This is a genomic window from Pseudomonas sp. N2-3-1-14 (assembly GCF_041228395.1).
Lineage (GTDB): Bacteria > Pseudomonadota > Gammaproteobacteria > Pseudomonadales > Pseudomonadaceae > Aquipseudomonas.
In genome coordinates this window covers 2809285-2823516 of the sequence record NZ_CP166199.1, presented here as the reverse complement: position 1 = coordinate 2823516, position 14232 = coordinate 2809285, and the positions used below count along the sequence as shown (strand labels likewise).

10 protein-coding genes are annotated in these 14232 nt (G+C 62.0%); 5 read left to right on the top strand and 5 right to left on the bottom strand.

What is annotated here, in order from left to right:
* Nucleotides 1-76: 76 nt before the first annotated feature.
* A complete protein-coding gene (locus AB5I78_RS13090) occupies nt 77-2038 on the bottom strand; it encodes a hypothetical protein (protein ID WP_369302325.1) in 1962 nt (653 codons plus the stop codon).
* Nucleotides 2039-2310: 272 nt separating this feature from the next.
* On the opposite strand from AB5I78_RS13090, the gene AB5I78_RS13085 reads away from it, so the two are divergent.
* The 5 genes from AB5I78_RS13085 to AB5I78_RS13065 all read left to right on the top strand — a co-directional run bounded on the left by AB5I78_RS13085 (nt 2311) and on the right by AB5I78_RS13065 (nt 7490).
* Entirely contained in the window at nt 2311-3369 is a 1059-nt protein-coding gene (locus tag AB5I78_RS13085) for a LacI family DNA-binding transcriptional regulator (protein ID WP_347341001.1), read from the top strand.
* Between the two features lie 86 nt (nt 3370-3455).
* The gene (locus tag AB5I78_RS13080; RefSeq protein ID WP_369302326.1) at nt 3456-4238 is read left to right on the top strand and encodes a sugar phosphate isomerase/epimerase family protein; all 783 of its coding nucleotides are present in this window, start codon (nt 3456-3458) and stop codon (nt 4236-4238) included.
* Nucleotides 4231-5172, top strand: a complete 942-nt coding sequence (locus tag AB5I78_RS13075; RefSeq protein ID WP_262206573.1) for a sugar kinase — start codon at nt 4231-4233, stop codon at nt 5170-5172. Before AB5I78_RS13080 ends, AB5I78_RS13075 begins: the two co-directional genes overlap by 8 nt.
* A 45-nt stretch (nt 5173-5217) precedes the next feature.
* Nucleotides 5218-6516, top strand: a complete 1299-nt coding sequence (locus AB5I78_RS13070) for an MFS transporter (RefSeq protein ID WP_106577856.1) — start codon at nt 5218-5220, stop codon at nt 6514-6516.
* On the top strand, nt 6513-7490 hold the full coding sequence (locus AB5I78_RS13065) for an NAD(P)-dependent oxidoreductase (protein WP_369302327.1): 978 nt from the start codon (nt 6513-6515) through the stop codon (nt 7488-7490). Before AB5I78_RS13070 ends, AB5I78_RS13065 begins: the two co-directional genes overlap by 4 nt.
* A 1339-nt stretch (nt 7491-8829) precedes the next feature.
* On the opposite strand, the gene AB5I78_RS13060 is transcribed toward AB5I78_RS13065, so the two are convergent.
* Genes AB5I78_RS13060 through AB5I78_RS13045 form a run of 4 tightly spaced genes read right to left on the bottom strand, consistent with a single transcriptional unit; the run spans nt 8830 to nt 14096 of the window.
* Entirely contained in the window at nt 8830-10533 is a 1704-nt protein-coding gene (locus tag AB5I78_RS13060; protein WP_369302328.1) for an AMP-binding protein, read from the bottom strand.
* A 30-nt stretch (nt 10534-10563) separates the two neighbouring features.
* Nucleotides 10564-11862, bottom strand: coding sequence for an acetyl-CoA C-acetyltransferase (locus AB5I78_RS13055; RefSeq protein ID WP_369302329.1), 1299 nt, complete (start codon nt 11860-11862; stop codon nt 10564-10566).
* Entirely contained in the window at nt 11859-12749 is an 891-nt protein-coding gene (locus AB5I78_RS13050; RefSeq protein ID WP_369302330.1) for a MaoC family dehydratase, read from the bottom strand. Before AB5I78_RS13050 ends, AB5I78_RS13055 begins: the two co-directional genes overlap by 4 nt.
* A 3-nt stretch (nt 12750-12752) precedes the next feature.
* Nucleotides 12753-14096, bottom strand: a complete 1344-nt coding sequence (locus AB5I78_RS13045; protein ID WP_369302331.1) for a 3-oxoacyl-ACP reductase — start codon at nt 14094-14096, stop codon at nt 12753-12755.
* Between the last annotated feature and the right edge of the window lie 136 nt (nt 14097-14232).

Genomic DNA, 14232 nt, shown 5'->3' with positions numbered 1-14232 from the left:
AAACTTTGTTTATCCACCACGAAGCCTTACCGTAAAAAGCCAAATACCTAATGCACACATGACACACACCGATGATTCAACCCGACACGATTCCATTCGCAGAACAATACCGCCCTGTACCGTAGGTCAAATCAACCCTGACTCGCCCCGGGAGTGACTCGCCAACTTTCACACCCTCACGCCATACTTCATAACTGCCGGTCGCCGATCCGTACTTGCGCACCGGCAGCAGCGTCATATCAAACGAATCCAGAACAATAACTGCACCGGCGACTGTATGTGCGGGCTCCCATAACAGTGACCGAGTGACGACAACGCTTGTATTTAATGTGCTCCAGTTATTCTCATTGAAGCCTTGCCACACAAACTTGATCATGTCGCCCACCCGTAACGCGGGGTTGGGCGTTATTAACCATCGCACGCCATCTTTCAACATTGACCAGGGCACGCCGTTAACCGGGTTGGTTTGCGCACTGCAGGTCAAGTAACCATTGGTCAGCGTGTGCTGTATAAGCGGTGCAGGCAGTGGGACAAGCTGGGTATTCACATTGGTAACGGGGGAGCGTTGTTCGTTAAAGCCGTTCGTGGTGGTGTAATGCACCGCGTACACCGCGCCAGTGCCGCCACTGATCACGGACCACGGCACGTCGCTGAAAAACACCCAGCTACCGGCACTATCAGCGGCGCTCACAGCATAGGTGGCCACCGGGCCCACCCCATTCCAGTACAGGCTCATCGAGTCCCCCACACGGGGCGTATCAAACAGCCGCACTCGCACGCGCACGGGGTAACCTCGGTCCGCATCAACCAGTGTGTTGGTGCCTGTGCGGCCCACAATTTCTACCGGCGCCAACGTCGGGTTCAGCAATGCCGGTGCATTGGCGTGATCTTGGCCGGCGATCGTCAGGTTCACATTGACGGAAAGCGACTTGGACGACGTCGGCAAAGGGTTGAGCCCGTAGATTTCGTAGCGCACCGCTACGGTCTGTGCCGCCAGAACCGGACTCGGCCCCCTGAGTACCGTCCAGGGGATGTCCACGTCGAACGGCAATTGCGTCACCAGGCGGCGCGTGGTTGGCCGGTCATCCCAATACACAATCACTTCATGCCTGGCAGCGGCGGACCAGCCCGGGTAGCTGTCTATGCGCACGAACACCCCGCCGCCTTCATCCACGCGAGCGTCATTGCGCTTGATCAACTCATCGTTGTAGATCGGAGGACGAATGCTCGGCGCGGGCAGCCCCAGGGACAGCACAAAAGGCAGCCCGCTGCTCAACGTGCTGAAATTGCCGGCCTCGTCATAAATTCGATAGAACAGGTACCCAGGGCCATTGTTCAGGTCGCGAAACGCATCTGAGTTCAAGGTTGCCGTGGGGGGCGTGGTGCTGAAATTTACCAGCGAGCCGCCGTCCGCCAGCTTCAACGGCGGCGCGGGCGAATTGGATAAAAAGAATTCAATACGGTCATTGGGCGCCCCGATGTTGTAGACCGGAATGTAAAAAGCCGTGGGCTGATTGTCGGTCAAATACTGGGCGTTGATCGCCGGCTCTGGCGGCACGACAAAGCGTGCCATGTCCGTCGGGGCGATCAATTTTGGCGGTTCCAGGTCGATCGTGATCGTCACTGGCAAACTGGTGCTCTGCCCGCCGACGTTGCGGACGGTGTAGTAAAGGCGTGCAATTCGAGTGCGGCTGCGCAGGTTGAGCATGCTGATTTCACGCTCAAAAAACGCCGGAATATCCGGTGGTGGCGGCCCGATCAGGAACCGGTCGAGAAGCCTGATGCCATCATCGCTCTCCCACCAAAGTTCACACGTATGCACCGGATCTGCCGGGTCACCCGGGACAGCAGGCGTTGGCATCGGCTCCCAGGCGGGGATCTGCACCTTCAACGGGCTGAGCAGCAGTTGCAGCGGCACAACCCCTCTGCCGTCGGCGGTCACAACACCTGGGACCGTAACGGGATCCAAGCCGTCGCCAATGACAGCCAGTTTGGTTAAAGGCCGGGAACGCGTGTAGGGCTTTCGGATAGTTGACATGTTCCGGCCTCAGGAAAAGTTTCAGCACGGCGAGTCACGAGAGCAAGGTCTTCGCGCCTGCCATGGAAAAATTAAACGCCTAAAGCCTGCGCACGGATACTGTCAGAACTAACAGGTAGGCCCATCCACTCGTCGTTTTTTTTCAGCGTTGTGCACGCGTCTATTTCTAAATATTCCTTGACGAAAGGCGCCGCCTGGCATTTTATGAAACCGGTTTCAGAGCCTGTCTCAGGCGGTGAAACGGCTAACTCCAATAAGAAAGGCCCGTAATCGTGACTCCATTTTCCGCCGCCCAGCGCAGCCGCGTGACCATGCTTGACGTTGCCGAGCGCGCCGGTGTGTCCAAAGCCAGCGTGTCGCGCTTTATCGGTGATGACCGCGCCCTGCTCTCCGACGCCATCGCGCAGCGTATCGAACAGGCCATCAGCGAACTTGGCTACCGCCCCAACCAGATGGCCCGTGGTTTGAAACGTGGGCGCACACGCTTGATCGGCATGCTGGTGGCCGATATCCGCAACCCCTATTCCATTGCCGTGATGCATGGCGTCGAAACCGCCTGCCGCAAGCACGGCTACAGCCTGGTGGTGTGCAACACCGACCGCGATGACGAGCAGGAGCGCCAGCATTTGGCAGCCCTGCGCTCGTACAACATCGAAGGGCTGATCGTGAACACCCTCGGCCATCACCTTGACCAACTGCTGCAACTGCAGCAGGAAATGCCGCTGGTGCTGGTGGACCGCAAGGTCGAGCCATTGCACAGCGACCTGGTGGGGCTGGACAACGCCGCAGCGGTGCGCATCGCCGTCGAACATTTGCAACAGCAGGGTTATCGTGACGTGTTGCTGGTCAGCGAAGCCGCCGATGGCACCAGCTCACGCCTGGAGCGCCAGGCCAGTTTCAAGGCCGAGATCGCCAGCCGCCCAGGGCTGACCGGCGCGGTACTGGAACTGGACGACGCGCTGCAAAGCCGCTTGCAAGCCTTCCTTGCCACGCCCGGCCCGAAAGCGCTGTTCTGCGCCAACGGTATTGCCGCGCTGGCCTGTACCCGTGCGCTCAAGGCTTCAGGCTGCCGGCTGTTTGAAGATGTCGGCCTGATCGCCCTGGATGATCTGGACTGGTACCCGCTGGTGGGCAATGGCATTACCGCCCTCGCCCAGCCTACTGAAGCGATCGGCGCCAGTGCCTTCGACTGCCTGCTCAAACGCCTGCGCGGCGATGACGCGCCGACGCGCACCCTGGATTTTTTGCCGGAATTAATCATCCGTGGTTCCACACAATCCCTTGTGGGAGCTGGCTTGCCTGCGATGACGGTTTACCAGGCGAAGCCGTAGTCGCCTGACACACCGCCATCGCCGGCAAGCCCGCTCCCACACTGTTTTGCGTATAAAAATGAAACCGGTTTCAGAGGTAAACAACAATGCACAAATACCCCGTCTCCATCAGCCTTTCCAGCTACGGCGCCGAGCTCGTTCGCCAACAGGGCCAACTGAGTTTTGTCGACGTGCTGAGCGCTGCCGGCGCCCAACGCATCGAATGGCGTGAAGAACTGCTGACCACCGAACACCCGACCACACTGGCCCAGGCTGCGGCCGCGCATGGCCTGGAATCGGTGTACTCCTCACCGCTGGAACTGTGGGTCGCCGGCCGCGCCCAGCCCAACCCCGAGCTGAATGACACCCTGGAACGCGCCCAGGCATTCGGCGCGCGCTGGCTGAAAGTCTCCCTCGGCTACTTCACCGACACCAACGACCTGCAAAGTCTGCACGCCCTGCTCAACCGGCACCCGGTGCAACTGCTGGTGGAAAACGACCAGACCCTGCACGGCGGACGGATCGAGCCAATGCAGCGGTTCTTCACCGAGGTCGAGCGCCTGGGCCTGCCCGTCAAGATGACGTTCGACATCGGCAACTGGCAATGGCAAGACCAGTCCGCCCTCACCGCGGCACGTTTGCTCGGTCGTCACGTGGATTACCTGCACTGCAAGGCCGTGGCCCGGCGCCAGGACGGCAAGCTGGTGGCCCTGCCGCCCGGCGCCACCGACCTGCATCTGTGGGAACAACTGCTCAAGCATATGACCCAAGGTATTACCCGGGCCGTGGAATTCCCGTTGCAGGGTGATGACCTGATCGAGGTCACCGCGCAACAGGTCGCCGCCCTCACCGTCCTTGGCCAACCGCGTGCGGAGAATGCCCATGTCTGAGATCGATATCCTGTCGTTTGGTGAAACCATGGCGATGTTTGTCGCCGAGCAGACCGGCGATCTGGCCCAGGTGGCTCAGTTCCACAAACGCATTGCCGGGGCCGACAGCAACGTCGCCATTGGCCTGTCGCGCCTGGGGTTCAATGTGGCCTGGCTGAGCCGGGTGGGGAATGATTCCCTCGGGCGTTTTGTGGTCGACACCCTGAAAAAGGAAGGCCTGGATTGTCGGCATGTGGCGGTCGATCCCTTGCACCCCACCGGCTTTCAGTTCAAGTCCCGCGAAGAGGCCGGCGCAGACCCTCAAGTGGAATACTTCCGCAAAGGCTCGGCGGCCAGCCACCTGTCCATCGCCGCCATCAGCCCCACGCTGCTGCAGGCGCGTCACCTGCACGCCACCGGCATTCCGCCGGCGTTGTCCGAGGCCACCCGTGAGCTGTCCCGCGAGCTGATGACACAGATGCGCAAAGCCGGGCACAGCGTGTCGTTCGACCCCAACCTGCGCCCATCGTTATGGGCCAGCCAGGCGCAGATGATCGCCGAAATCAACGCCCTTGCCGCCATGGCGGATTGGGTCTTGCCGGGTTTGAGCGAAGGTCGCTTGCTCACAGGCTTTGAAGACCCGGCCGACATCGCCGCGTTCTACCTCGACCAGGGCGCCGAGGCCGTGGCCATCAAGCTTGGGCCGGACGGCGCCTATTACCGCACCCAGATGGACCAGGGCTTCGTTGCCGCCGTGCCGGTGGAAAAAGTCGTCGACACCGTCGGCGCCGGCGATGGTTTTGCCGTCGGCATGATCAGCGCCCTGTTGGAAAACCTCAGCTTCCCCGAAGCGGTACAGCGCGGCAACTGGATCGGCAGCCGCGCCGTGCAGAGCCGCGGCGACATGGAAGGTTTGCCCACCCGTGCGGAGTTACCCACTCGATCCGTTGCATGACTTACACCCTGTTGCCACAACTACAACAAGCTCAGGAGCAACTCCATGGATACCTTGAAACTCGCCACCCGCCGCTGGTGGTACATCATGCCTATCGTGTTTATCACCTACAGCCTGGCGTACCTGGACCGCGCCAACTACGGCTTCGCCGCCGCCTCCGGGATGGCCGAAGACCTGATGATCACCCCCGGCATGTCCTCGCTGCTGGGCGCGCTGTTCTTCCTCGGCTACTTTTTCTTCCAGGTGCCGGGGGCGATCTACGCGCAAAAGCGCAGCGTTAAAAAGCTGATTTTTGTCAGCCTGATCCTCTGGGGCGGCCTTGCCACCCTGACCGGCGTGGTGTCCAACGCCTACATGCTGATCGCCATTCGCTTCATGCTCGGGGTGGTCGAAGCCGCCGTGATGCCGGCGATGCTGGTGTACCTGTGCCACTGGTTCACGCGGGCCGAACGCTCGCGCGCCAATACCTTCCTGATCCTCGGCAACCCGGTGACCATGCTGTGGATGTCAGTGGTGTCGGGCTATCTGGTGCAGCACTTCAGCTGGCGCTGGATGTTTATCATCGAAGGCATACCGGCGGTGATCTGGGCGTTTATCTGGTGGAAGCTGGCGGATGAAAAACCCGCCGACGCCAAGTGGCTGAGTGAGCAGCACAAAAAAGACCTGGAAAGCGCGCTGGCCGCCGAGCAAGTCGGGATCAAGGCGGTGAAGAACTACGCCGAGGCCTTCCGCTCGCCCAAAGTGATCATCCTGGCGCTGCAGTTTTTCTGCTGGAGCATCGGCGTTTACGGCTTTGTGCTGTGGCTGCCGTCGATCCTCAAGGCCGGCCTGCAAATGGACATGGTCGAAGCCGGCTGGCTGTCGGCGTTGCCTTACCTGGCGGCGGTGATCGGCATGCTCGCGGTGTCCTGGGGCTCGGACAAACTGCAAAAACGTAAACGCTTTGTGTGGCCACCGCTGCTGATTGCCTCCATTGCGTTCTACGCCTCCTACGCGTTGGGCGCTGAACACTTCTGGTGGTCCTACAGCCTGCTGGTCATCGCCGGCGCCTGCATGTATGCGCCCTACGGGCCGTTCTTTGCCATCGTGCCGGAGATCCTGCCGGCCAACGTCGCTGGCGGCGCCATGGCGCTGATCAACAGCATGGGCGCGCTGGGCTCGTTCGGCGGTTCGTACCTGGTGGGTTACCTCAACAGCACCACCGGTTCGCCTGGCGCTTCGTACCTGCTGATGAGCGGTGCGCTGATGCTGTCGGTGGTGTTGACTATTTTCCTCAAGCCCGGCGCCAGCGACCGTGAACGCGCGCCGATGCCGACCCTTGGATTGAAGGTGAAAACCCGATGAAAAAGTCTGTCGTTTTATACAAGAAACTCTCTGCGCCCTTGATGGCCCGCCTGCATGAGCAGGCCGACGTCACGCTGATCGAAGCCCTCGACGAACCCGGCCTGGCCAAGCTGCGCGAGGCCTTGCCCCGCGCCCAGGGCCTGCTGGGTGCCAGCCTGCGCCTGGACGCCAAGCTGCTCGACCTGGCGCCACACCTTGAAGCGGTGGCCAGTGTCTCGGTGGGTGTCGACAACTACGACATCGACTACCTGACCCAACGCGGCATCCTGCTCAGCAACACGCCGGACGTGCTCACCGAAACCACTGCCGATACCGGTTTTGCGCTGATCCTGGCCACCGCGCGCCGGGTGGTGGAGCTGGCCGACATGGTGCGGGCCGGCCAATGGAGCAAGAACATCGGCCCGTCCCATTTCGGCACCGACGTGCATGGCAAAACCCTCGGCATCATCGGCATGGGCCGCATCGGCGAAGCCTTGGCCCAACGCGGGCACTTTGGTTTTGGCATGCCGGTGATCTACCACAGCCACTCGCCCAAGCCGCTGGTGGAAGAACGCTTTGGCGCGCAGTACCGCGGCCTGGTGGATTTGCTCAAGGAAGCTGACTTTGTCTGCCTGACCTTGCCGCTGACTGCCGAAACCGAGAAGCTGATCGGCGCTGAAGAGTTTGCACTGATGGGCCCGGAGACGATCTTTATCAACATCTCGCGCGGCAAAGTGGTGGACGAGGCGGCGCTGGTTCAGGCGCTGCAGCAACGCACGATTCGAGCAGCGGGTTTGGATGTGTTTGAGCGTGAGCCGTTGAACCACGATTCGCCCCTGTTGCGCTTGAACAATGTGGTGGCCACGCCGCACATCGGCTCGGCGACCCATGAAACACGCGAAGCGATGGCTAAATGTGCGGTGGACAACCTGCTGGCGGCGCTGGCCGGCGACCGCCCGAAAAACCTGGTGAACCCGGCCGCCTGGAAACACTGATTCCTGAGCCTTGCACAGACCCAAAGTGGGAGCTGGCTTGCCTGCGATGCAGACCCCTCGGTACATCAGGCGTACCCAGTGGATGCCTTCGCAGGCAAGCCAGCTCCCACATGTGACCGAGTACACCCGCTACCTGGTGCACTGCACTTTAAAAGGTGGGAGCGGGCATGCCCGCGATGGCGTTGGGTCAGTGCCGCATGTGCAATCCGACACACTGCATTCGCGGGCAAGCCCGCTCCCACATTGACCGTGTTCATCCAACCTAGCTTGCTGTGTAAACCCAATCGCTGTGGGAGCGGGCTTGCTCGCGATGGCGGTGGGTCAGTGCCACATGTGCAATCTGACACACTGCATTCGCGGGCAAGCCCGCTCCCACATTGACCGTGTTCATCCAACCTAGCTTGCGGTGTAAACCCAATCGCTGTGGGAGCGGGCTTGCTCGCGATGGCGTTGGGTCAGTGCCGCATGTGCAATCAACACACTGCATTCGCGGGCAAGCCCGCTCCCACATTGACCGTGTTCATCCAACGTAGCTTGCTGTGTAAACCCAATCTCTGTGGGAGCGGGCTTGCCCGCGATGGCGGTGGGTCAGTGCCGCATGTGCAATCCGACACACTGCATTCGCGGGCAAGCCCGCTCCCACATTGACTGTGTTCATCCAACATAGCTTGCTGTGTAAACCCAATCTCTGTGGGAGCGGGCTTGCTCGCGATGGCATTGGGTCAGTGCCGTATGTGCAATCTGACACACTGCATTCGCGGGCAAGCCCGCTCCCACATTGACCGTGTTCATCCAACGTAGCTTGCTGTGTAAACCCAATCTCTGTGGGAGCCGGGCTTGCCCGCGATGGCGGTGGGTCAGTGCCGCATGTGCAATCCGGCACACTGCATTCGCGGGCAAGCCCGCTCCCACATTGACCGTGTTCATCCAACGTAGCTTGCTGTGTAAACCCAATCTCTGTGGGAGCCGGGCTTGCCCGCGATGGCGGTGGGTCAGTGCCACATGTGCAATCCGGCACACTGCATTCGCGGGCAAGCCCGCTCCCACATTGACTGTGTTCATCCAACGTAGCTTGCTGTGTAAACCCAATCTCTGTGGGAGCGGGCTTGCTCGCGAAAGCGTTGGGTCAGTGCCGCATGTGCAATCCGACACACTGCATTCGCGGGCAAGCCCGCTCCCACATTGACCGTGTTCATCCAACGTAGCTTGCGGTGTAAACCCAATCGCTGTGGGAGCGGGCTTGCTCGCGAAAGCGGTGGGTCAGTGCCAAATGTGCAAACTGACACACTGCATTCGCGGGCAAGCCCGCTCCCACATTGGGGCCGTCGTTACCTTCGAATCAGCGCAAGGCCCGGCGCAGCACTTTGCCGACGGTGGTCTTGGGCAGCTCGGCGGTGCGGAACTCCACATACCGCGGCACTTTGTACCCCGTCAGGTATTCGCGGCAATGGGCGAGGATCTGCTCCTGCGTGAGGTTGGGGTCCTTGCGCACTACGATGATCTTCACCCTTTCGCCAGTGACGCCATCTTCCACACCAACCGCCGCCACCTCACCCACGCCCGGGTGCATGGCCACCACGTCTTCGATTTCATTCGGGTACACATTGAAGCCCGAGACCAGAATCATGTCTTTCTTGCGGTCCACCAGGCGGATGTAGCCGCGCTCGTCCATCACGCCGATATCACCGGTCGACAGCCAGCCCTCGGCATCCAGCATCTCGGCGGTTTCCTTGGGGCGCTTCCAGTAACCCTGCATCACCTGCGGCCCGCGCACTTGCAGTTCGCCTTGCTCACCGGTGTCGGCCAGTTCACCGTCCTCGCGGATAAAACGCACCCAAGTCGAGGGCAGCGGCACGCCAATGCTGCCGGTGAACTCCATCTCGCGCATGCGGGCGATATTGATCGGGCTGATGCTCACCACCGGCGAGCACTCGGTAAGGCCATAGCCCTCGATGATCGGCAGCCCGGTGACTTCTTTCCAGCGCTTGGCCACCGCCGTGTGCGTGGCCATGCCGCCGGCGATCACCAGGCGCAAGGCGGAAAAGTCGCGGGCGCAGAACGCTTTGTTTTCGAGCAAGCCATTAAACAGCGTGTTGACCCCGGCAATGCCGTTGAAGCGCTCCTTGCGCAGGATCATCTGCACGCGTTTCACATCACGCGGGTTGGCGATCAGGATGTTGCGCCCGCCCAGGCACATGAACATCAGGCAGTTCACCGTCAGCGAAAAGATGTGGTACAGCGGCAGCAAGGTGACGTTGGTTTCCTGCTGGTCCTGGTCCAGTTGGTCGCCGACCCAGGCCTTGGCCTGCAACAGGTTGGCGATGATATTGCGGTGGCTGAGCATCACACCCTTGGCGTCCCCGGTGGTGCCGCCGGTGTATTGCAAAAAGGCCAGGTCGTCGAGGTTCATGGCCACCGGGAAGTGATTCAGCGCCCGCCCCTGTTTCAGCACCCGATTGAAGCGCACCGCGCCGGGCAGGTTAAAACCGGGCACCTGCTTTTGCACACGGCGCAGGATGAAATTCATCGCCGCGCCCTTGAAGGTGCCCAGCAAGTCGCCAATGGCCGCCACCACCACGCGCTTGACGCTGCTGCCGGCCACGACCTTTTCCAGGGTGTGGGCGAAGTTTTCGAAAATCACCACGGTTTCGGCGCCGCTGTCCTTGAGCAGATGCTTGAGCTCATGGGAGGTGTACAGCGGGTTGACGTTGACCACCACCGCACCGGCCAGGATGGTGCCCAACAGGCAGATCGGGTACTGCAAGCAGTTGGGCATCATCAAGGCCACGCGGTCGCCCTTCTTCACGCCCTGACCCTGCAGCCACGCGGCAAACGCGATGCCTTGCACCCGCCAGTCGGCATAGGTCATTTCGGTGCCGATGCTGACGTAGGCGACGCGCTCGCGAAACTTCTCCAGGTGTTCAAGGAACACCTCGCGCAGCGACGGGTACTCCTCGATACCGGCCTCGATGTCCGCCGGCACGCCGGGCAGGTAAGCGTTCAACCAGATCCGTTCGGTACGTTCCAGGCTTACAGCGTTCATGGCAGTCTCCTTGTTGTTGTTTTTATCGCGCTACTTTTCGACGATGGCCGTAACACCCAGCCCGCCCGCCGCGCAGATCGAAATCAAGCCGCGCCCGCCACCATTGTCATGGATGGTTTTGGCCAGTGCCGCCAACTGCCGGCCACCGGTCGCGGCGAACGGGTGGCCACAGCCAAGCGAACCACCGTTGACGTTCATTTTGCTGCGGTCGATGGCGCCCAGCGGTGCGTCCAGGCCCAGGCGCTCACGGCAGTAATCGGCGTCTTCCCAGGCCTTGAGCGTGCACAGCACCTGGGCGGCAAACGCTTCGTGGATCTCGAAGAAGTCAAAGTCGGCAAAGCTCAGGCCTTCACGCTTGAGCATGCGTGGAACGGCATAGGCCGGGGCCATCAACAGGCCTTCGGTGCCGTCGACAAAATTCACCGCCGCTGTTTCGCCGGTACGCAGGTAGGCCAGCACCGGCAAGCCGTGTTCGGCAGCCCAGGCCTCACTGGCCAACAGCACCACCGAAGCGCCATCGGTCAGCGGCGTGGAATTGCCCGCCGTGAGCGTACCGTTCTGACGGTCGTAGGCTGGGGATAGCCCGGCGAGTTTCGCAAGGCTGGTGTCAGCCCGCAGGTTGTTGTCGCGCGCAAGGCCGCGATAAGGGCTGATCAGATCGTCGAAAAAACCACGGGCGTAAGCGGCGTCCAGGCGCTGGTGGCTGGTCAGGGTCAACTCATCCTGGGCCAGCCGCTTGATCTGCCAGCGCTTGGCCATTTCTTCACAGTGCTCACCCATCGACAGGCCGGTGCGTGGCTCGCCATTGCGCGGCAGCAACGGCTTGAACAACATCGATGGGCGCACCTTCAGCAACGCCTTGAGCTTATCGCCCATGCCCTTGGCGCGGTTGGCCGCGAGCAAGGTGTGGCGCAGGGATTCGTTGATGCCGATGGGCGCGTCCGAGGTGGTGTCGCTACCGCCGGCAATGCCGACGTCGATCTGGCCCAGGGCGATTTTATTCGCCACCAGCAACGCCGCTTCAAGGCCCGTGCCGCAGGCTTGTTGCACGTCGTACGCAGGGGTCTGGGGCGACAATGTGGTCGACAGCAGCGACTCGCGCGCCAGGTTGAAATCGCGCGAATGCTTGATCACCGCCCCCGCGGCAAACTCGCCCAGGCGCTGGCCGTGCAGGTTGTAGCGGTCAACCAGTCCTTGCAGGGCGGCAACCAGCAAGTCCTGATTGCTGTCGTGGGCATACACGCTGTTGGAGCGGGCAAACGGGATACGGTTGCCGCCGATAATCGCCACGCGGCGAGTCGGGGCCGGGTTAAAACTGTAGTCACTCATTGACGGTTCTCATTCCAGACAAAAAGCCCACGCATATGCGGTTTATCGCCCGCCGCATTGCGCACTTCGAACTCACGGCGCGGGCCGGTCACGGGGCGATTCCACAGGGTGACCTGGCCGGGCAGGAAGATCGGCAGTTTGAAGTCGCAATGCGCCTGGGCGTGTTCCAGGCCGCCCGGCGGTTGCTGAGCGGCGAGCGCGCGGCCCAGGGTCCACATGCCGTGGGCGATGGCGCGGCGAAAGCCAAAGATTTTGGCGCCGATCACCGAGGTGTGAATCGGGTTGAAGTCCCCCGATACCTTGGCAAAACGTCGGCCCAGGTCGGCCGGCACTGCCCAGCGCTGGCTGCGCAACAGCCCGTCTTCCTGCAACGTCAGCACGTCTTCCCACGGTTCGCCGACCGGGTCTTTCACGTCACGGCGCAGGTACAGGCTGTCGCTCTGCCACACCAGCGCGTCGGCGCCGTAGGCCCGCGTGGCGATAATCAGCGCCTGGCCTTTGGGGTGCGCCACCCAGCGCTCGCAACCTACTTCCAGGCGTAACGCCTGGCCTTCGTGCAAACGCTGGTGCTGATGAATCCGATTGGCCAGGTGCACCATGCCGCTGGCCGGATACGGAAAGCTCGGCCGTGTCAGCAGCATCAGGTGCAAAGGGAACGCCAGCACGTGCGGATAGGACAGCGGCACGCCCTGCTCGCGCCGGAAACCACAGGCGTGGCCATACGCGGCGATAGCGCTGGCCGACAGGGCCACCGCCGAACGCACCAGGCATTCCCTGGGCAGCAACGGCGCACCCTCAAGCTTGGGTTTGCGCAGCGCGCGCACGCCATCGAGCAACAGTTGGGTGCGCGACGGTGGCGGGTCGATGATTTGCGTCACGTAGTCCATGGCTCAGGCTCCCAGCAGGCTTTGGCCGCACACGCGTACGACTTGGCCGTTGACCCCGCCGGACGCCGGGTGCGCCAGCCAGGCAATGGTCTCGGCCACATCAATTGGTTGACCGCCTTGGGACATCGAGTTCATGCGCCGCCCCGCCTCGCGGATCATCAGTGGAATCCTGGCGGTCATCTGTGTCTCGATAAAACCGGGCGCAACGGCGTTGACCGTGACCTGCTGCGCTGCCGCCAACGGTGCCAGGCCGTGCACCAAGCCAATCACACCGGCCTTGGAGGTGGCGTAATTGCTCTGCCCCAGGTTGCCGGCAATGCCAGAGATCGACGACACGCACACAATTCGCCCGCCCGGGTTCAACCCCTGGTGGTGCAGCAACGCATTGCTCAACTGCAACGGTGCTTCCAGGTTGACCGCCAGCACACTGCGCCAGGCCGCCTCGGTCATTTTGGCAATGGTCTTGTCACGGGTGATGCCGGCGTTGTGCACCACCACATCGAAAGCGCCGTACTGTTCGACATGTGCCTGCAACAGCGCGGCCGCGTCGGCTGCGGTGATGTCCAGCGGCAAGGCCGAACCGTTGACACTGGCGGCGGCCTGCTGCAGCGCTGCATGGGCTTGGGGCACGTCCACACACACCACGTGGGCGCCGTCGCGGGCCAGCACTTGGGCGATGGCCAGACCAATCCCACGCGAGGCGCCAGTGACCAATGCGCGGCGCCCAACAAAGGGCTTATCCCAGTTGACGGCAACCTCGCCATCCACCGGTTTTTGCAGGCGCACGACCTGCCCGGACACATAGGCCGAAGGGCGCGACAGAAAAAACCGCAGGCTGCTGTCCAGGGCGTCTTCGGCGCCCGGCGCGACATAGATCAATTGCACGGTGATCGCCCGACGCAGCTCCTTGGCCAGTGAGCGCACCAGGCCTTCGAGGGCGCGTTGGGCGATGGCCTGGGGCAAATCCCGACAATGTTCGGGCGCAGTGCCGAGCACCACCACGCGGCCATGCTGACTGAGGCGCTTGGCATTGGCGTGAAAGAAGACATAGAGCTCGTCGAGCTGCTGCAAATCGAGCACCGCCGTGGCATCGAACACCGCGCCTTGCACCTTGACCGTGGACGGCGCCCGGAGCGTCGCCGGCGTAGCCGCGACGGTGTCGGTGGCGGCAAAAATCTGTTGTACCTGCGTGGATAACCGCCCTGCCCCGGCGACGATGACCGGGTTGACCAAGCCCTGCTGGCCGCTGCGATGGCGCTGCAACGGCAACGGCTGCGGCAGGCCGATGGCCCGGGCGAGGCGCCGGCCCCAGGCGGAGTTGACGAAGGAAAGGTAGCTGTCACTCATAGTAAGCATTCACTCACAACACACACTGGCTTTATAAACCCGATGCCGGTGGGAGCGGGCTTGCCTGGGCTGCAGACGACTCGGTCGTTCACAGGCACCGAGGCGCTGCCATCGCAGGCAAGCCCGCTCCCACCTT

Coding starts and splice junctions, on each gene's coding strand:
- AB5I78_RS13065 (WP_369302327.1), top strand. CDS start 6,513: ATGAAAAAGTCTGTCGTTTTATACAAGAAACTCTCTGCGCCCTTGATG.
- AB5I78_RS13060 (WP_369302328.1), bottom strand. CDS start 10,533: ATGAACGCTGTAAGCCTGGAACGTACCGAACGGATCTGGTTGAACGCT.
- AB5I78_RS13090 (WP_369302325.1), bottom strand. CDS start 2,038: ATGTCAACTATCCGAAAGCCCTACACGCGTTCCCGGCCTTTAACCAAA.
- AB5I78_RS13075 (WP_262206573.1), top strand. CDS start 4,231: ATGTCTGAGATCGATATCCTGTCGTTTGGTGAAACCATGGCGATGTTT.
- AB5I78_RS13070 (WP_106577856.1), top strand. CDS start 5,218: ATGGATACCTTGAAACTCGCCACCCGCCGCTGGTGGTACATCATGCCT.
- AB5I78_RS13080 (WP_369302326.1), top strand. CDS start 3,456: ATGCACAAATACCCCGTCTCCATCAGCCTTTCCAGCTACGGCGCCGAG.
- AB5I78_RS13055 (WP_369302329.1), bottom strand. CDS start 11,862: ATGAGTGACTACAGTTTTAACCCGGCCCCGACTCGCCGCGTGGCGATT.
- AB5I78_RS13050 (WP_369302330.1), bottom strand. CDS start 12,749: ATGGACTACGTGACGCAAATCATCGACCCGCCACCGTCGCGCACCCAA.
- AB5I78_RS13045 (WP_369302331.1), bottom strand. CDS start 14,096: ATGAGTGACAGCTACCTTTCCTTCGTCAACTCCGCCTGGGGCCGGCGC.